The organism is Citricoccus parietis (assembly GCF_042433045.1).
Lineage (GTDB): Bacteria > Actinomycetota > Actinomycetes > Actinomycetales > Micrococcaceae > Citricoccus > Citricoccus parietis.
In genome coordinates this window covers 153,317-171,742 of record NZ_JBHLWH010000027.1, presented here as the reverse complement: position 1 = coordinate 171,742, position 18,426 = coordinate 153,317, and the positions used below count along the sequence as shown (strand labels likewise).

Sequence of the window (18,426 nt, the reverse complement as noted above, 5' to 3'; positions counted from 1 at the left end):
GCTCCTCCACAGGACATGAACCGGGTCTGCCCCGGGCATGTCATCCACAGCACCAGCGGCGTTCCGCTAACCCGTCCGGGCGATCCAGTATGTTCGTCATCAGTACAGGGGAACGGCTCGAAGGCCGCCCGCCACCAGCACACGTAGGGGTGAATCATGGCGTCAGCCACTGACCGCGAGAAGGCTCTGGAAGCCGCACTGGCCCAGATCGACAAGCAGTACGGCAAGGGCTCGGTGATGCGCCTCGGGGACGAGGTCCGCGTCCCGATGGAGGTCATCCCCACCGGCTCCGTGGGCCTGGACGTCGCCCTGGGCATCGGCGGCCTGCCCCGGGGCCGTGTCGTGGAGATCTACGGGCCGGAATCCTCCGGCAAGACCACCGTCGCCCTGCACGCCGTGGCCAACGCCCAGCGCAATGGCGGCATTGCCGCGTTCATCGACGCCGAGCACGCGCTGGACCCTGAGTACGCGAAGAAGCTCGGCGTGGACACGGACGCCCTGTTGGTCTCGCAGCCGGACACGGGCGAGCAGGCCCTGGAGATCATGGACATGCTGATCGGCTCCGGCTCGCTGGACATCATCGTCATCGACTCCGTGGCGGCCCTGGTGCCCCGCGCCGAGATCGAGGGCGAGATGGGCGACAGTCACGTGGGTCTGCAGGCGCGCCTGATGTCCCAGGCCCTGCGCAAGATCACCGGTCGCCTGGCCCAGAGCAAGACCACTGCCATCTTCATCAACCAGCTGCGCGAGAAGATCGGCGTGTTCTTCGGCAGCCCCGAAACCACCACCGGTGGCAAGGCCCTGAAGTTCTACGCCTCCGTCCGGATCGACGTGCGCCGCATCGAGACCCTCAAGGAGGGCGGCAACCCCGTCGGCAACCGCACCCGCGCCAAGATCGTCAAGAACAAGATGGCCCCGCCCTTCAAGCAGGCTGAGTTCGACATCATCTACGGCGAGGGGATCTCCCGCCAGGGCTCCCTGATCGACATGGGTGTGGACGAGGGCATCGTCAAGAAGTCCGGCGCCTGGTACACCTACGACGGCGACCAGCTGGGCCAGGGCAAGGAGAACTCCCGCCGCTTCCTCAAGGACAACCCCGACCTCGCCGACGAGATCGAGACCCGCATCCTGGAGAAGCTCGGCATCGGCGTGGCGGCCGAGGACGAGGCCGCGGGCGAGCCGCAGCTGCGCGCGGTCTCGGGTCAGTCCCCGGCCTGATGACACGTCGCCACCTCCGCGCGGTACCGGACGTCCCCGAGCACCTCGCGGATGATCCGGAGCCGGCCGCCGCGGAGGTGGCGCGGACCATCGTGCTGCGCCAGCTCACCGCCTCGCCGAAGTCGCGGAAGCAGTTGGAGGAGAAACTCGCCGAGCGGGATGTCCCCGAGGACGTGGCCGCCGCCGTGCTGGACCGCCTCGAGGACGTCCGGCTCGTGGATGACACCGCCTATGCGGAGAACTTCGTCCGCACCCGCCAACGTTCCAAAGGCCTCGCCCGCGGAGCCCTGCGCAGGGAGCTCCAGCAGAAGGGCGTCTCCGGGGAAGCTGCCGAACAGGCCCTCGAGACGATCAGCGAGGATGCCGAACGGGAGGCTGCCGTTGAACTCGTCCAGCGCAAGATCCGCGGGCGCCAGCTCCCGTCCGGGGACGCGGTCGAGGACCGGGCCGAGCGGGACAAGACGGTCCGGCGCCTGGCCGGCATGCTCGCCCGCAAGGGATACCCGCCCGGCATGGCACTGGGCATCGTCAAGGACGTCCTCGGTGGACTCCAGGACGAGGCGGATGCTTTTGCCCTGGACGAGGACTAGAATACTGCGGTGACTTCCGCCCCCCACCGTCTCGATGAGCGCACCTACCAGGTCCGCACCTTCGGCTGCCAGATGAACGTGCACGACTCCGAGCGCATCTCCGGCCTGCTGGAGGACGCCGGGTACGCGCCGGCCGCGGGGACCGCCGATCCCGACCTCGTCGTGTTCAACACCTGTGCCGTCCGGGAGAACGCGGACAACAAGCTCTACGGGAACCTCGGCAATCTGCGCGCCGTCAAGGACAACCACCCCGGCATGCAGATCGCGGTGGGCGGCTGCCTGGCCCAGAAGGACCAGAAGACCATCATCGACAAGGCCCCGTGGGTCGATGTCGTGTTCGGCACCCACAACATCGGCTCGCTGCCGACCCTGTTGGAGCGGTCCCGCCACAACCAACAGGCCGAGCTTGAGATCCTGGAATCGCTGGAGACCTTCCCCTCCACCCTTCCGACCAAGCGGGACTCGACCTACTCCGGGTGGGTCTCCATCTCGGTGGGCTGCAACAACACCTGCACCTTCTGCATCGTCCCGGCCCTGCGCGGCAAGGAGAAGGACCGCCGTCCCGGCGAGATCCTCGCCGAGGTCCAGGCCCTCGTGGATGCCGGAGCCGTGGAGGTCACCCTGCTCGGCCAGAACGTGAACACCTACGGTGTCGAGTTCGGCGACCGCGGTGCCTTCGCGAAGCTGCTGCGCGCCTGCGGCTCGATCGAGGGACTGGAGCGGGTCCGCTTCACCAGTCCCCATCCGGCCTCCTTCACCGACGATGTCATCGATGCCATGGCCGAGACCCCCAACGTCATGCCGCAGTTGCACATGCCGCTGCAGTCCGGCTCGGACCGGATCCTCAAGGAGATGCGCCGTTCCTACCGTTCCCGGAAGTTCCTGGGCATCCTGGACAAGGTCCGGGAACGGATCCCGCACGCCGCCGTGACCACGGACATCATCGTCGGTTTCCCCGGGGAGACCGAGCAGGACTTCCAGGACACCCTGGACGTGGTGGAGGCCTCACGCTTCGCCTCGGCCTTCACCTTCCAGTACTCCATCCGCCCGGGGACCCCCGCCGGTGAGATGGAGAACCAGGTTCCCAAGGCGGTCGTCCAGGAACGCTTCGAGCGCCTGACCGCCCTGCAGGACCGCATCAGCGCCGAGGAGACGGCGAAGCTGGTGGGCACCCGCCAGGAGCTGCTGGTGACGAACCACTCCGGTTCCAAGGACGCCGCGACCGGCCGGTTGGCCGGCCGCGCCCCGGACAACCGGCTCGTGCACTTCAGTGTCCCGGAGGGTGCCGAGGTCCCGCGTCCCGGTGACGTCGTCACGGTGACGGTGACAGCATCGCATCCCTACTTCCTGATCGCGGATCCCACAGCGGAGGACCCGGAGGGCTATGTCCTGCGCCGGTCCCGCGCCGGCGACGCCTGGGACCTAGCCCAGGCCGCCTCCTGCGGTGTGCCCTCATCCGGCGCGGGGGCAGACGGTGCCGAGGGTACTGCCGGCTCGGCCGGCGTGAGCCTGGGCATGCCCACCCTGCGCCCCGCATGACCGACGCCGGCCGCGCACCGATCGTGGCCGTCGTCGGGCCCACGGGCACCGGGAAGTCCGAACTGGCCCTGGACCTGGCCGAGCGGCTGGGCGGGGAGATCGTGAACAGCGACGCCCTGCAGTTCTACCGCGGCATGGACATCGGGACGGCCAAGCTCCCGGTCTCCGGGCGGCGAGGGATACCCCACCACCTGCTGGATGTGCTCGACGTGACCGAGGAGGCCTCGGTAGCCCGTTTCCAGGCCGAGGTGCGGGCGGTGATCGGCGACATCCGGGCTCGTGGTCTCGTGCCGGTCCTCGTCGGCGGCTCCGGGCTGTACGTGCGGGCCGCACTGGACGAACTCGAGTTCCCCCCGACAGACCCGGATGTCAGGGCACGGATCGAGTCCGAAGGCCATCAGATCGGCCTGGAGGGCCTGCGGAAGCGGTTGCAGGCCGTGGATCCGGACAGCGCGGCACGTCTGGGGGATGCCCGGCGGATGGTGCGTGCCCTCGAGGTCTTCGAGCTCACCGGACGCACGTTCACCTCGTACATGCCCAAGCGGACCTACCTGCGGCCTACCGTGCAGGTGGGGTTGGACCTGGACCGGCCCCGACTGCACGAGCGGCTGCACGCGCGCGTGGTCGCCATGGCCGAGGCAGGCCTGCTGGACGAGGTCCGGGCCCTGGACGCCCTCGGGCTGCGGCAGGGCAGGACGGCCTCGCGGGCGATCGGCTACGCGCAGTTCCTCGCCGTCCTGGACGGTCAGGCGGACACGTCCTGGGCCATCGAGGACACCGCCACGGCGACCCGCCGCTTCGCCCGCCGCCAGATCACCTGGTTCCGGGCGGACCCGCGCGTCACGTGGTTCGATCCCACGCGTCCCGGCCTACTCGACGACGTGCTGGGACACCTGGCCCGGTCAACGGGGCCGCAGGCCGCCACCTAGACTGAGGTCATGACCCTGCCGATCGCCCAGGACCCCGACCGTCTGCGGACCGCCCTTGCCCAATTGGCCGGGCTGGCCTTCACGAAAGGGCACGGCACCGGAAACGACTTCATCCTCGTCCCCGACCTGAGCGGGGAGACCGAACTCGCCCCGGATCACGTGGAAGCCCTCTGCGACCGCCACTTCGGGATCGGTGCCGACGGGCTGATCCGTGTGGTCGAGTCCACGCACCTCATCGAGGGACGGGACCTGCTGGAGAACCACCCCGAGGCCACATGGTTCATGGACTACCGCAACGCCGACGGATCCGTCTCCGAGATGTGCGGCAACGGTGTGCGCGTCTTCGTGCACTACCTCGCCACCCGGGGCCTCGTGGACCTGGAGGTCGGACAGCAGGTGACGATCGGCACCCGCGCCGGCCTCCGCACCGTCACCCGGCTCGGCGAGGAGCGGTACTCCACTGACATGGGGCCGTGGAGCTACATCGACCCCGAACTGGCCGAGGAACGGGCCTCTGACTCCCTGGTGCTCGCCGCCGGGCTGGCCGACCCCCGCCCGGCCCTGAGCATCTCGATGGGCAACCCGCACACCGTCGTCGCGCTGGCCGAGGGCGCGGATCTGGCGGATCTGGACCTGGCGAAGCAGCCCAACGTGGAACCGGTCCCGCCGAACGGGACCAACGTGGAGTTCGTGGTGGCCGCCGACCCGCTCTTCCTGAACGGCGTCGGCCGACTGGACCTGCGCGTCCACGAGCGGGGGGTGGGGGAGACCCTCTCCTGCGGCACGGGGGCCTGTGCCGCCGCCACGGCCGTCCGCATCTGGGCCGGAGACCGTGACGCCCTGACCTGGGAGGTGGGCGTCCCGGGCGGCACCGTGGGCGTCGAGTTCACCCCCCAGGCCGACGGCACCGATAGCGTCATCCTGTCCGGGCCCGCCACCCTCGTCTTCGACGGAACGGTGGCCTGACAAGGGCCTGACCGACGGCTATCGGATTCGGTCCACCTGCAGGATCCGGAAGCCCTTCTCGCTGCCGAAGCGTGACGCGGTGAATTGCCCCGGGAGCCGTTCGTCGAGGGCCGCGGCCATCCACGGCAACAGCGAATCGGCCCCGAGGTTCTTCTGCACCACCAACAGGGCCCGGCCCCCGGGGGCCAGCCGGGGCAGCCACTGCAACAGGATCGAGTGCAGTGCCTCCTTGCCCACCCGGATCGGCGGATTGGACCAGATCAGGTCGAAGGTCCGTTCGGCCGGGACCTCGTCCGGCCGGTAGACGGAGACGTTGTCCAGGCCGAGGGCGGCGGCATTGTCCCGGCACAACTGCGCAGCACGGTCATTGACCTCCACCCCCGTGACCTGGGCGTCGGGGCTGGACAGCGCCAGCGTGAGGGCGAGCGGCCCCCATCCGGTGCCGATGTCCAGGAAGGAGCCCGACGACGGAGGGTCCGGTACCGTACGCAGCATCGCCGCGGTGCCCTTGTCCAGGCTGTCGGGGGAGAAGATGCCGCCCGCCGTCTCGACGGTGACGTCCCGGCCGGCCAAGGTGACGCTGAGCCGTCGTCGTTGTTCCGGGCCGACCGGCTCGGCGGAGAAGTAGTGTGCGGAATCCATCACGGCCGATGCTACCTCTGCTTGACAACGTCCCTATACTGGTTGGCATGTGGATTTACCTGCGTTGAGTCGGACGTGCCCCTGCGGCACCGACGCTCCGGACCCCGATCTCCCCGCTGTGCAGCGGGTCGAGACACCGTCCGTGATGGCACCCACTCTCCCCTGAGCCTGCGTGACCCGACTGTCCGGGTCCTGGTATGCCGCGATTCCTCGCGCCGATCCCACGCCGGCCCGACCCGTGAAGGAGGCCCTGGTGGCCCCGAAAACCCCCATCCACAGCGGCGACCTGAACACTCTCGGCGTCCCCGCCAGCGACTACCCTAGAGACCACACCTCATCCAAGGAGACCATGACCGAGACCACCCCGCAGGGGAACGAACAGCCCGCGAACGAGCAGCACGGGAACGAGTCCGAGATCCGGGACGTGATCGACCGGATCCTCGCGGCCGATGCAGCCAGTGCCGCCAAGAACGCCCCCGAACAGGGCCGGGCGCTCGCACTGTCTGAAGGCGGTGACGGGCACACCGAGGCGGACGGCGAGCAGTTCGACCTGGCCGAACGTCAGGCGTTGCGGCGCGTCAGCGGACTGTCCACCGAGCTCGAGGACATGAGCGAGGTCGAGTACCGTCAGCTGCGCCTGGAGCGGGTCGTTCTCGCCGGCCTCTGGTCCGAGGGGACCGCGGAGGACGCCGAGAACTCCCTGCGCGAGCTCGCGGCCCTGGCCGAGACGGCGGGGTCCGAGGTCCTGGACGGTCTGATCCAGCGCCGCCACCTGCCCGACCCGGCCACCTTCCTGGGCAAGGGCAAGGCCGAGGAGCTGCGCGGCATCGTGGCGATGACCGGGGCGGACACCGTCGTCGTGGACTCGGAGCTGGCACCCTCCCAGCGACGTGCCCTGGAGGACATCGTCCGCGTCAAGGTCATCGACCGCACGGCGCTGATCCTGGACATCTTCGCCCAGCACGCCCAGTCCCGTGAGGGCCGCGCCCAAGTGGAACTGGCGCAGCTGGAGTACCTGTTGCCGCGCCTGCGCGGTTGGGGTGAGTCCATGTCCCGCCAGGCCGGTGGCCGTGCCGCCGGCGGTGAGGGCATCGGCTCCCGCGGCCCCGGTGAGACCAAGATCGAGCTGGATCGCCGCCGCATCCGCACCCGCATGGCCAAGCTGCGCCGGGAGATCGCCGCGATGAAGCCGGCGCGTGAGACCAAGCGGGCCAACCGGCGTCGCAACCGGGTGCCTTCCGTGGCGATCGCCGGGTATACGAACGCCGGCAAGTCCTCCCTGCTCAACCGCCTCACGCATGCCGGTGTGCTCGTGGAGAACGCCCTGTTCGCCACACTGGATCCGACGGTGCGCAAATCCGTCACCCCGGACGGCATCGGCTACACGCTCTCGGACACGGTCGGCTTCGTCCGCTCGTTGCCGACACAGCTGGTCGAGGCCTTCCGCTCCACCCTGGAGGAGGTGGCCGACGCGGACGTGATCCTGCATGTCGTCGACGCCTCGCACCCAGATCCCGAGGGGCAGATCGCCGCCGTGCGATCCGTGCTCGCCGAGGTGGACGCCCGGCAGATCCCGGAGATCATCGTGCTGAACAAGGCCGACGCCGCCGACCCGGTGGTGGTGGCCCGGCTGCGTCAGAAGGAACCGCGGTCAGTGGTCGTCTCCGCCCGCACCGGGGAGGGGATCGAGGAACTCGAACGCGCCGTCTCGGACGCGATCCCGCGCCCGAACGTGGCCCTGGACCTGTTGATCCCGTTCACGGACGGGGACGTGGTCTCGCGCCTGCACTCGCCGGACGCGGACATCATCTCGGAGACCTACGAGGCCGAGGGCACGCGGCTCCGGGTACTGGTCCGAGAGGACATCGCCGAGGACCTGCGTCGCTATGCCGCCGAGAGGTCCGCGGACGGACAGGAGCGCGCCGGAGCATGACAGAGACGGTCGAGGAAGCCGCGCCGGCTGCCGTGGCGGGGCCCGCCGCCGAGCCCCGTACCGACGCCGAGCGTGAGGCCCTGCGGCTGCTGGACGCCGCCGTCACAGCCACCGGGGGTCAGCGCCGGGAAGGGCAGCGGCGCATGGTCGTGGAGGTCGCCCGGTCCCTGGAGACCGGGCAGCACCTGCTGGTGCAGGCGGGCACCGGCACCGGGAAGTCGTTGGCGTACCTGGTGCCGGCGCTCCAGCACGCCCTGGAGGCCGAGAACCCGGTGGTGGTGGCCACCGCCACCCTGGCGTTGCAGTCCCAGATCATGCGACGGGATGCGCCCAAGCTGCTGGAAGCCCTGCGGGACGAGCTGCCCCGTCCCATGAACATCGCCCTGGTCAAGGGCCGGTCCAACTACCTGTGCAAGCACAAGCTGGAGGGCGGCTTCCCGGAGGAGGACGGCCAGGCACTGTTCGGCATGGCCGACGACGGCGAGATGCTGTCCGGATCCGACGGTGGCCCGACCAGCCCCCTGGGCCGCGAGGTCCTGCGGCTGCGGGAATGGTCCGAGGAGACGGACACGGGGGACCGGGACGACCTCGATCCGGGCGTCACCGACCGCGCGTGGCGCCAGGTCTCGGTGTCCGCGGTGGACTGCCTGGGCGCCCAGAAGTGCCCGATGGCGGCCGAGTGCTTCTCCGAGCGGGCGCGCGCGGACGCCGGAGAGGCAGACGTGGTGGTCACCAATCACGCCATGCTCGCCATCGCCGCCTTCGAGGGACTCGCGGTGCTGCCCGAGTTCGAGGCCGTGGTGGTGGACGAGGCCCACGAACTCCAGGACCGCGTGACCGGGGCGGTGACCGGCCAGCTCTCCGGGGCCATCGTGCAGGCCGCGGCCTCCTCGGCCCGTAAGCACACGGCCATCGCCGTGGAGGACCTGGTGCAGGCCGGCGCCGGCCTTGACGCCGCCTTCACCGCCACCCCCACGGGCCTGATACCGCGTGGGCCGGACGAGGTCCAGCAGAACGCCCTGAAGGCTGTCCGTGATGCGGCCCGCCAGGGGCTCAGTGATTCCAAGCCGAGCGGGGGAGGTGCCGACTCCGCGGCCGACGGCGGGCGTCAGATGGCCCGATCCCGGATGCAGGACGTCCTGGACGTGGCCGAGCGGATGCTGGAGACCACCCCGGACACCAGTCACCCCGAGGTGCTCTGGGCGTCCCGTCCGGGCCACTTCGAGCCCGGCACCGGGTGGATCCCCGGGGACGAGTCCGCGGCTCCGATGCTCTACGTGGCCCCGCTGTCCGTGGCCGGCAAACTCCGTGAGGGACTCTTCGGCCAGGCCACGACCGTGCTGACCTCGGCCACGCTGGCCATCGGTGAGTCGTTCAACCCGGTGGCGGGATCCCTCGGCCTGATGGGCGAGGGGGCGCCGGCCTGGACCGGTCTGGACGTGGGCAGCCCCTTCGACTACCCGAGGCAGGGTGTGCTCTACGTGGCCCGGCATCTGCCGAAGCCGGGTCGGTTCGCTGCCCCCGAGGCCTATGACGAACTCGAGGCACTGCTCAGGGCGTCCGGCGGCGGCGCTCTGTGCCTGTTCTCCTCCAAACGAGCCGCCGAGGACGCTGCCGCCGAGATGCGCACGCGGCTCGGTCCGAAGCCCACGATCCTGTGCCAGGGCGACACCACGCTGACCGCCCTGGTGCGTCAGTTCGCCACGGAGGAGGACACCTGTCTGTTCGGGACCATGAGCCTGTGGCAGGGCGTGGACGTACCCGGCGAGTCCTGCCGCCTGGTGGTCATCGATCGGATCCCGTTCCCGCGACCGGACGATCCCCTGTCCACGGCGCGGTCCAGAGACATCAGCCGGCATGGCGGCAACGGGTTCATGGCGGTCTCCGCCTCCCATGCGGCGGTCCGCCTGGCGCAGGGCGCCGGCCGGCTCATCAGGACCGCGACGGACCGCGGTGTGGTGGCTGTCCTCGACTCCAGGCTCGCGACGGAACGGTACGGATCGTTCCTGCGTTCGACCCTGCCGGACTTCTGGCCGACGGCCGATCCCTCCGTGGTCCGCGGCGTGCTGGAGCGGCTCCGTCCCGCTGACTAGCGGATCAGCATCTCGAGGGCGCCGACCGTGCGAATGGCCCGCCATTCGATGCCGGGGGCCGGGCTCCAGGCCGGCCAGTCCACGGACCATCCGCCATCGGGCTCCTGGGCGGATGCGAGCCACCGGCGGTCCCGGGACATCACGGCCGCAGGGACCAGGCCGCCGTAGAGGTCCGAGGGGAAGGGGACCGTCCAAGGATGGTGGACCAGGTCGAGCGCATGGATGCTCTCGTCCTCAACGCCACCCTGCACGGGGAGGGAGCCGTTGGCGGACAACCGCTCACGAAGGGCTGCCAGAATCGGGCTGTCGACCGAGCCCGTGGGAAGGCCGTCCGCAGCGAGGAACCTCAGGGCGTACTTGGCCTCATAGGCGGGCAGGTCGCCGGCAGTCGCAGCCCGGGACAAGCGGAGGCGGCACCAGTCCGAGGCGGCCTCAGCCCACCCGCCCGCGAACCCCGTCAGCAGGGCTGCGGCGGCGAAGCCATACGTGAGGTGCGAACCGCCGGGAACCGGTTGGACCCACGGTGCATGGGGCCACTCGAGGGAGGCCTCGGTGACGAACGGCACGGAACCGTCCAGCCCGGAAGTCGAGGCCACCCATTCCAGTCCAGAGCGAACCCAGGGGTGCTCGGCCAGATCCCAACCGGCCAAGAGGTCCAGAGCCGTCAGCGTGGAGAGCGCCTCACTCTTCGGTGACTGCACATCGGGTTCGAGGCCGTGACCGAATCCACCGTCAGGATTGCGGTACGCCCCCAGGGCAGCCAGGACACCCTCGGTGCCGCCGCCGTGGAGCAGCAGGTCCACCCGGCGGCGTTCGAGCAGCCGCCCGTGGGTGTAGACGAACTCCTCGGCATCCGCCACGCGGACGCCCGGCGGCAGAGGCCGATGGTTCATGGGGCTCAGAGCGCCCGGAGTACCGTGACGACCTTGCCCATGACCGTCGCCTCGTCGCCGAGGATGGGCTCATACGCAGAGTTCTGCGGCAGCAGCCACGTGTGGCCATCCCGCTGCCGGAAGGTCTTGACGGTGGCCTCGTCGTCCAGCAACGCGGCGACGATGTCCCCGTTCTGTGCGTTGTTCTGCTGACGCACCACCACCCAGTCGCCGTCGCAGATGGCCGCATCGACCATGGAATCGCCGTAGACCTTCAGCATGAACAGTTCCCCCTCGCCGGTCAGTTGACGCGGCAGGGTCATGACGTCCTCGACCTGCTGGTCGGCGAGGATCGGCCCACCGGCGGCAATCCGGCCCACCAGGGGGACCGGGACGGCATCACCGTCGGCGGCCCCGGTGTGCAGGGTCCTCACCGCCCCCTCCGGCGTGGCTGCCGATTCGGGGGACGTGACGGCGGACTCGGCCACGAGGGCCAGGCCGTTCTCGTCCAGCAGGACCTCCATGGCCCGCGGGCGGCCCGGATCCTTGCGGATGTAGCCGAGCTTCTCCAGCTGACCCAGTTGATGGGTGACCGATGACAGCGAGGCCAAGCCGGCCGCATCTCCGATCTCCCGCATGGACGGCGGATACCCGTGTGCGGCGATCGCAGAGCGGATGGATCCGAGGATGATCCGCTGACGATCGGTGAGGGGCCGGACGCCGTGATCGTGGTGCGGGTCCGGGGCGGGAGTGGGAATCCGGGGGGCCATTCGACCATCCGTTCTTATCGTGTCCGTCGGTCTTGGTGAAGTGTCTCTTGCTGGTCGCTGGGTCCGACGGTACCGGAGTCACACCCTCGATTCAAAGATATGTTCGAATTTTTCTTGGCATGTTTCGAACAGGCGTGCTAGACATGACGTCGAAGCAGTCGAACACACGTTCTAGATGGCCCGGGGTTCCGGGAGGAGAGGCAGAAGAGCATGAGCACTGCAGCATCGGTCCAGATCCGCACGGCCGGCTCCGCCGGATTCCACCTGAACCGCCGTGGTCGTTTCCTCTTCGTGGGGTTCCCCGTCATCGTTCTGGCGGTCCTGGCCGCAGTGGCCGCCGTCTTCTTCGGCGCCCACGGGATGGCTCCGGCGGCGGCCTCCGATGACCAGCCGGCTGCGGACGTGGAGACGGTCACGGTGAACTATGGCGACACCTTGTGGGCCATCGCCGGGCGCACGGCCCCCGAGTCGCCCCGCAACGAGGCCATCCTGCGCATCGGCGAACTTAATGACCTCGACGGTGGCGACCTGCAGCCCGGTCAGGTGTTGTTCGTCCCCGCTGGGGCCTGAGTCTCCGCTGGCCCCGCAGGGAGTGCCGGGGGATTCGACTCCCTTCAGCCCGCCGCTAGGATGGCCTGGGTCCGTAGTGAGGCGGATCAACTGCTGATGACGGGGCACTCATGGGGAACAAGCGCAAGCAGATGAAGTCTGTGGCGACCCCGGTGGCCTTCTCCGCCGTCGGTGCCCTCGTGGCCACTGGTGCCTTCCTCTATCCCGGCTTCGACACGGCTGACCTCGACCTGCATGATGCCGGCATCTGGGTCACCCACAACAGTGGGGGATACGTCGGCCACCTGAACCACGAGTCCACCATCCTGGACGGTGGTTTCCGGCCCCCGGTGGAGGACTTCGAACTTCACCAGGAGGATGCCACCGCCCTCATGCTGGACCCGGCCTCCGGCGCCTTGACCTCCATTGACACCACCGCCATGGTCGCCGGCGACCAGGTCATGATGCCGGCCACCCAGGATTTCGCGCTGGGCGCCGGCGTCATCTCGGCCAGCAATCCCGCCGAGGGGGCCGTCTACGCGGGGACGGTGGACCCGACGCCCCAGGTCTCGACGGACGAACCGCTCTACGAGGCCGAGGGAGCCGTGACGTCGACGACCACGGTGGGTGGCGAGGTGTTCGTGGCGGACCTCGGCCGGGACACCGTGATTCGCTTCGCGGCCGAGGGCGAGCAGCCTGGTGCCCTGGTGGAGACCCGCCAGGACGGCCTCGAAGGGTTGTCCGGAATGCAGGAACCGCAGCTGGTGGCCGTGGGCGACGTTCCGGTGGTGGTGGACCCTGAGTCCGGCACCCTGTCCTGGCCAGGCCACTCCGTGCAGGATGAGCGGCTGGTGGGTGCGGTGCCACAGCCGTCCGGTCCTGAGGTGGACCAGGTGGCTTTGTCTACCGAGCGGGACCTGGTCACCGTGGCTCTGTCCAACGGGGACATTCAGGCCATGAGCATCGTCCCTCCCACGGACGCCTCCGCCGGATCGACCTCACCCGCTGGTGCTGACGGCAGTGTGGCGGCAACGGCCCCCGTTCGGGTAGCCGGTTGCCTTCATGCCGCCTCGGCCGTCACCGGGCACTACCTGCAGGACTGTGACGGTGAAGAACAGGATCAGATCGTCCCCATCCCCGAGCTGACGGCCGGCGCGGAGCTGGTCTTCCGGGTGAACCGCGATGTCGTGGTACTCAACGACACGACGTCCGGGACCAACTGGATGGTCCTCGACCAGATGAAGGTGGTCGCCAACTGGGACGACCTCGAACCGCCCCAGGGCGAGGGCGAGGAGACGGAGGAGGAATCCGACGAGGTCACCCAGGAGACCGCTCTGCCGGAGCGGCAGGAGGAGAACAGGCCGCCCGTGGCGGAGGATGACAGTTTCGGCGTGCGGCCCGGGCGGACCACGCAATTGCCCGTCCTGTTCAATGACTCCGACCCGGACGGTGATGTCCTGACGGTCTCCCTCGAGGGTGACCAGCCCTCAGTGGGCACGGTGCAGGAGATCATCGACGGCATCGGGTTGCAGGTCGTCGTCCCGAAATCCGCGAGCGGCCGGTCCGAGGTGTCCTATGTGGCCAACGACGGGCGTGGTGGCACGGATACGGCTCAGATCTCTCTGCAGGTGGTGCCGGACAGTGAGAATCGGGGGCCCACCCAGGAGCGCAAGGCGGTGCTGCGCGTGCCGGCCGGAGAATCTGTGACGAGCCAGGTCCTGACCGACTGGATCGACCCGGACGGTGACGACCTCCAGCTCGTGGGCGCCCTGGCAGAGGAGCCGGACACCGTGCGCACCCGTCCGGACGGCCAGCTCACGTACCAAGACAACACCGGCGAAGCCGGACGCCGGGACATCCAGGTCTCCGTGACCGACGGGCGCGAGACCACCACGGGCACGGTGCAGATCGAGGTCCTCGAACGCGGATCTGTCCATCCGCCGATCACCCAGGCAGACCACGTCACCGTCCAGGCGGGGCAGGAGATCACGTTCTACCCGCTCGAGAACGACACCGATCCACTGGGCGGCCAACTGCGCCTCGCCCAAGTGGCTGCTGTAGAGAATGCGGAGATCGACTACTCGGCCGCCGGGGGATCGGTGCAGTGGTCCTCGGATGTCGCCGACACCTACTACGTCGAGTATCTGGCGGCGAACGAGTACGACTCCGCCCCCGGGTTGATCCGCGTGGACGTCGTGGAGAGTGAGGAGAGCTCCGGACTGCCGGTGGCCGTGCGTGACATCGCGCTGTTGCCGGCGGGCGGTCAGACCCTCGTCAACGTCCTGGGCAATGACACCGACCCGACCGGAGGCGTGCTCGTGGTGCAGGGGGTCCAGGATGCCACGACCGAGTCCGGGGTGCCGGCCCCGTTGAAACTGGCCGTCGAGGACTTCAACCACATCCGGGTGGTGGACACCGGCGGGATGACCGGTCCCGCCACCTTCTCCTATTCAGTGTCGAACGCCCAGGGCACCTCCGAGGGTCAGGTCACCGTGGTGCCGCTGCCGGAACCGGAGGTCATGCAGCCGCCCATCGCCGTCGCGGATGCGGCGAACGTCCGCGTCGGTGATGTGGTCACCATCGACGTCCTGGCCAATGACACCCACCCCAACCAGGAAGAACTGAGCCTGAAGCCGGAACTCGACCGCCAGGTCGCCGAAGGCCGCGGGATCGGTTTCGTCTCCGATGGAAAGGTCAGGTTCCGCGCCGGCAGTGAGCCAGGGCGGGCCACTCTCGCCTACACGGTGCGTGCCCCGGACGGGCAGGCGGCCTCGGCCACCGTGGAGATCACCATGGTGCCGATGGATCGAGAGTCCAACAACCCGCCGGTGCCCCTCTCCGTGTCCGCCCGCGTGCTCTCCGGAGAAGCCGTGGCGGTGCCGATCCCGTTGGACGGGATCGATCCGGACGGAGACTCCGTGACCCTGGAGGGCGTGCAGTCGCCACCCACCCAGGGTTCCGTACGCATGGAGAAGGGTCGGCTGGTGTACACCGCCTCCAGTGCCGCCACTGGTTCTGACCACTTCACCTACTCGATCGTGGACCGGCTGGGCGCGCGGGCCACCGGCACCGTGACCATCGGGATCGCTCAGCCGCTGAGCACGAACCATCCGCCGGTCGCCTTGGACGACTCGGTCGAGGTCCGGCCCGGGCGCACCTTCACCACGAACGTCCTGGCCAACGACGCCGATCCCGACGGCGATCAGGTGACCCTGGTGCAGGACCGATTCGCCCCCAGCCAGCCGGAGGTGCCGGTGGACATCGTGGACGGACGGGTCCGCGTCGTCACCCCGGAGACCGAGGGTTTCCTCAACATCGGCTACACCATCGCCGACCCCGCCGGCGCCACCGCTACGGCCAACCTCTCCATCCGCGTGGATGAGGAAGCCCCGCTCATGCCGCCCATCGCCCGCGACGACCTCGTTGGGGTCGAGGAGATCGACGGTCGGGAGCAGATCTCCGTCTCGGTCCTGGACAACGACGAGGACCCCGATGGCGCCGTGGAGGACCTCGAGCTCGGCGTGGACGAGGCCGCCCAGGCGGCCGGTGCCCGTGTGGAGGGCACCAACGTGGTCGTCCCCGTGCAGCCGGCGGCACAGGTCATCATGTACACGGTGACGGACGTGGACGGCGGGGTGGGCCGTGCCTTCATCCTCGTGCCGGGCAATGACCACCGCGCGCCGTGGCTGACCACCACCGAACCGCTGCGCGTGGTGGCCGGTGAGGACCTCCGCGTGGACCTGACCGATCACATCGGTGTCCGTGACGGCCGCACGCCGCGGCTGACCGACGACAGCTCGGCGTCCGCCACCCCCGCGTCCGCCGCGTTCACCGTGCGATCGGCCACCGAGGTCCGGTTCACGGCTCCGGCCGACTATGCCGGTGGTGCGTCGGTCAACGTGACCGTGACGGATGGCGAGGATGGCTCGGACCCGAACGGGCTGGTGTCCACGCTGTCCATCCCCATCACCGTCGAGCCGCGTCCGGACGAGAACAATCCGCCGACGGTGCAGTCCAGCTCGTTGCAGATCGAGCAGGGCGGCGACCCCGTGACCCTGGACCTCAGCCCGCTGGCCTCGGATCCCGACGGCGACGAACTGACCTTCTCCCGCGGTCAGGTCAGCGGCGAGTTCGCGGCCGAACTCGACGGGACCGAGCTGACGGTGACCCCCTCCTCCAACGCGGAGCGGGGCACGACGGGCACCGTGGCGTTCACGGTGTCCGACGGCGAGGCCGAGCCCGTCGCCGCAGAGATCACCGTCGACGTGGTGGGCACCTCCCGGGCGCTCCCGCGCGCCCTCGATGACGAGGTCCCGGAGGCCCGGTCCGGCGAACCCGTCACGGTCAACGTGCTGGAGAACGACGTCAACCCGTTCGAGGGCGAGGCGCCGCTGACCGTGACCGCGGCCCAGGTCGCGACGGGCGAGGGGACCGCCGTGACGGACGGCTCCACCGTGACCGTCACCCCGGGACAGGACTACTCGGGCCGGATGCAGGTGACCTACACGATCCAGGACCTGACGGCCGACCCCACCCGGGAGGTCCAGGGCAACATCACCGTGATCGTCAAGGGCCGTCCGGACGCCCCCGGCGTTCCCCGGATCGAGTCCGTGGAGGACCAGACGGTCGAGCTCTCCTGGGCCGCCCCGCCGGACAACGGCGATCCGATCACCGGGTACACCGTGACGGACACGACCACCGGCTCCACCCAGCAGTGCTCCTCCACCGCGTGTTCCATCACCGGCCTGGAGAATGCCGTGGAACACCGCTTCACGGTGGTGGCCACCAACGGCGTGGGCGAATCGGAGGCCTCGGGCGTCTCGGCGCCCGCGATTCCGGACGTGCGTCCCGAGCAGCCGGCCCCGCCCACCGTGGACGCCGGTGACGGTCTCGTCACGGTGCAGTGGACGCCGCCGGTCAACCGCGGCTCGGCCATCACGGACTATCGCGTGCAGTTGAGCCCGGCACCGCCCGGTGGCGGCCTGCGCTCGTCTGGAGCCGGGACGTCCCTGAGCTGGGACGGCCTCACCAACGGCGTGGACTACCAATTCCGCATCCAGGCCGTGAACCAGGCCGACGAGCCGTCCGAATGGTCGGGCTGGTCGGTGGCCGCGACGCCGGCCGGCAAGCCCTTCGCCCCCGGGACCCCGTCGGCGGCCCGGGACACCTCGGCCGTCGACGGCGGCGTGGTCCGGCTGTCCTGGTCCGCCGCGGACGACAACGGCGCTGCCCTCCAGGGATACACCGTGACGGCACATTCCGGTCGTTCGAGTGTGTCCCGCGACGTGGCCGCGGGGACCACGTCGATGAACTGGTCCGGACTGGACAAGTCCACCGCCTACACGTTCTCCGTGATCGCGCGGAATGCCGAGGGCACCTCGCCGCCGTCCGGACGGTCCGCGGCCGTGACGCCCTATGGGCTGCCCGGGGCTGTGAGCGGGCTGACCACGTCGCCCACCGGAGCCAACCGCCAACTGGACATCTCCTTCTCGGGGGCGGCGAGCAACGGCTCACCGGTCTCCTACGAATACTCCCTCGGCAGCGGCTGGTCCAGTCTGGGGGCCTCGACCTCGGACACCATCACGGTCCCCGCCAACGGGAACAGCTACCAGCTCACGGTGCGCGCCACCAACGCCGCGGGCTCCGGGACGTCTCAAACGGTGGCCACCGACGTGGCGTACGGCCCCTTCAACATGCCCGCCCTTCAGGCGACACCCCAGCAGGGCTCCGTGAAGTTCACCTGGAGCCCCACCAGCGCCTCGAGCATCGGCAACGGCCGGTCCGTGACCGTCACGCCGAAGGTCAACTCCTCCACGGTGGACAACACCGGCTCCTTCACGACGGCACGGACGCGGGCGGCCACCAGCTACACCATGACCCTCCAAGTGTGCGTCACCGGGACCTCCACGTGTGACACCGTCACCACGTCGGCCACCTCGCGTGCCATCCCCAATCCGACAGTCAAGATCACCCAGGGCCCCGCCTTTGGCGATCCGGAGGCCTGCGGCGAGGACAACGCGTACAAGGACTGTCACTACACGAACTGGGCCCTGGACAACTTCGACCCGAACCAGCGGCTGACGGCCTACTGCGGCGGCCGGCGCCCCAACAACCCCGGCGTGGACGTCTATTGGAACAACACCCCTGGGCTCTCCCTGACCGCCGACGAGAATGGCTCGTTCAGGTCCGGGACCTATGGCTGCTACCCGACCGACCGCGTCAACCAAGTCTGGGTGGTCGTCAGCGACGGTTCGCGGGAGTACGTCTCGAACAAGATCTCCGCACCGTGGTGATCGTCGGTGACGGCCGGTCTCCTTTCGTCGCA

The 18,426-nt window shown here is 69.5% G+C and carries 12 protein-coding genes; 9 read left to right on the top strand and 3 right to left on the bottom strand.

Translation table 11 applies throughout. The features are described from left to right. The first annotated feature begins 156 nt into the window (after positions 1-156). From recA to dapF, 5 genes are read left to right on the top strand one after another with little or no spacing between them, the layout of a single operon-like run. Complete coding sequence (gene recA / locus ACFFIO_RS09855) at positions 157-1,218, top strand: recombinase RecA (protein WP_378041409.1); 1,062 nt, start codon at positions 157-159, stop codon at positions 1,216-1,218. Further along, complete coding sequence (locus ACFFIO_RS09850) at positions 1,218-1,808, top strand: regulatory protein RecX (protein ID WP_378041407.1); 591 nt, start codon at positions 1,218-1,220, stop codon at positions 1,806-1,808. Before recA ends, ACFFIO_RS09850 begins: the two co-directional genes overlap by 1 nt. 9 nt (positions 1,809-1,817) lie before the next feature. Next, positions 1,818-3,347, top strand: coding sequence for a tRNA (N6-isopentenyl adenosine(37)-C2)-methylthiotransferase MiaB (gene miaB, locus ACFFIO_RS09845; protein WP_378041405.1), 1,530 nt, complete (start codon positions 1,818-1,820; stop codon positions 3,345-3,347). Continuing rightward, the gene (gene miaA / locus ACFFIO_RS09840; protein ID WP_378041403.1) at positions 3,344-4,276 is read left to right on the top strand and encodes a tRNA (adenosine(37)-N6)-dimethylallyltransferase MiaA; all 933 of its coding nucleotides are present in this window, start codon (positions 3,344-3,346) and stop codon (positions 4,274-4,276) included. Before miaB ends, miaA begins: the two co-directional genes overlap by 4 nt. A gap of 9 nt (positions 4,277-4,285) precedes the next feature. After that, complete coding sequence (dapF, locus tag ACFFIO_RS09835) at positions 4,286-5,242, top strand: diaminopimelate epimerase (RefSeq protein WP_378041401.1); 957 nt, start codon at positions 4,286-4,288, stop codon at positions 5,240-5,242. 18 nt (positions 5,243-5,260) lie between these two features. Here dapF and ACFFIO_RS09830 read toward each other — a convergent pair whose 3' ends face one another. Then, positions 5,261-5,884 (bottom strand): class I SAM-dependent methyltransferase, encoded by a 624-nt coding sequence (locus ACFFIO_RS09830; RefSeq protein WP_378041399.1) that lies wholly within the window; start codon positions 5,882-5,884, stop codon positions 5,261-5,263. A gap of 349 nt (positions 5,885-6,233) precedes the next feature. Between ACFFIO_RS09830 and hflX the strand changes: the two genes are divergently transcribed. Then, positions 6,234-7,817, top strand: a complete 1,584-nt coding sequence (gene hflX / locus ACFFIO_RS09825; RefSeq protein ID WP_378041576.1) for a GTPase HflX — start codon at positions 6,234-6,236, stop codon at positions 7,815-7,817. Continuing rightward, a complete protein-coding gene (locus tag ACFFIO_RS09820) occupies positions 7,814-9,910 on the top strand; it encodes an ATP-dependent DNA helicase (RefSeq protein WP_378041397.1) in 2,097 nt (698 codons plus the stop codon). The genes hflX and ACFFIO_RS09820 overlap by 4 nt, the downstream gene beginning before the upstream one ends. Here the strand turns inward: ACFFIO_RS09820 and ACFFIO_RS09815 are convergent. Together ACFFIO_RS09815 and lexA are read right to left on the bottom strand one after the other, a co-directional pair. Further along, on the bottom strand, positions 9,907-10,803 hold the full coding sequence (locus ACFFIO_RS09815) for a hypothetical protein (protein ID WP_378041396.1): 897 nt from the start codon (positions 10,801-10,803) through the stop codon (positions 9,907-9,909). The genes ACFFIO_RS09820 and ACFFIO_RS09815 overlap by 4 nt on opposite strands. A 5-nt stretch (positions 10,804-10,808) precedes the next feature. Continuing rightward, positions 10,809-11,552 carry a transcriptional repressor LexA gene (gene lexA, locus ACFFIO_RS09810; RefSeq protein WP_378041395.1) on the bottom strand — a complete coding sequence of 248 codons (744 nt, stop codon included), beginning with the start codon at positions 11,550-11,552 and terminating at the stop codon, positions 10,809-10,811. 210 nt (positions 11,553-11,762) lie between these two features. Between lexA and ACFFIO_RS09805 the strand changes: the two genes are divergently transcribed. After that, a complete protein-coding gene (locus ACFFIO_RS09805) occupies positions 11,763-12,122 on the top strand; it encodes a LysM peptidoglycan-binding domain-containing protein (RefSeq protein ID WP_378041394.1) in 360 nt (119 codons plus the stop codon). A 110-nt stretch (positions 12,123-12,232) separates the two neighbouring features. Then, on the top strand, positions 12,233-18,394 hold the full coding sequence (locus ACFFIO_RS09800) for an Ig-like domain-containing protein (protein ID WP_378041392.1): 6,162 nt from the start codon (positions 12,233-12,235) through the stop codon (positions 18,392-18,394). The last annotated feature ends 32 nt before the right edge of the window (positions 18,395-18,426 follow it).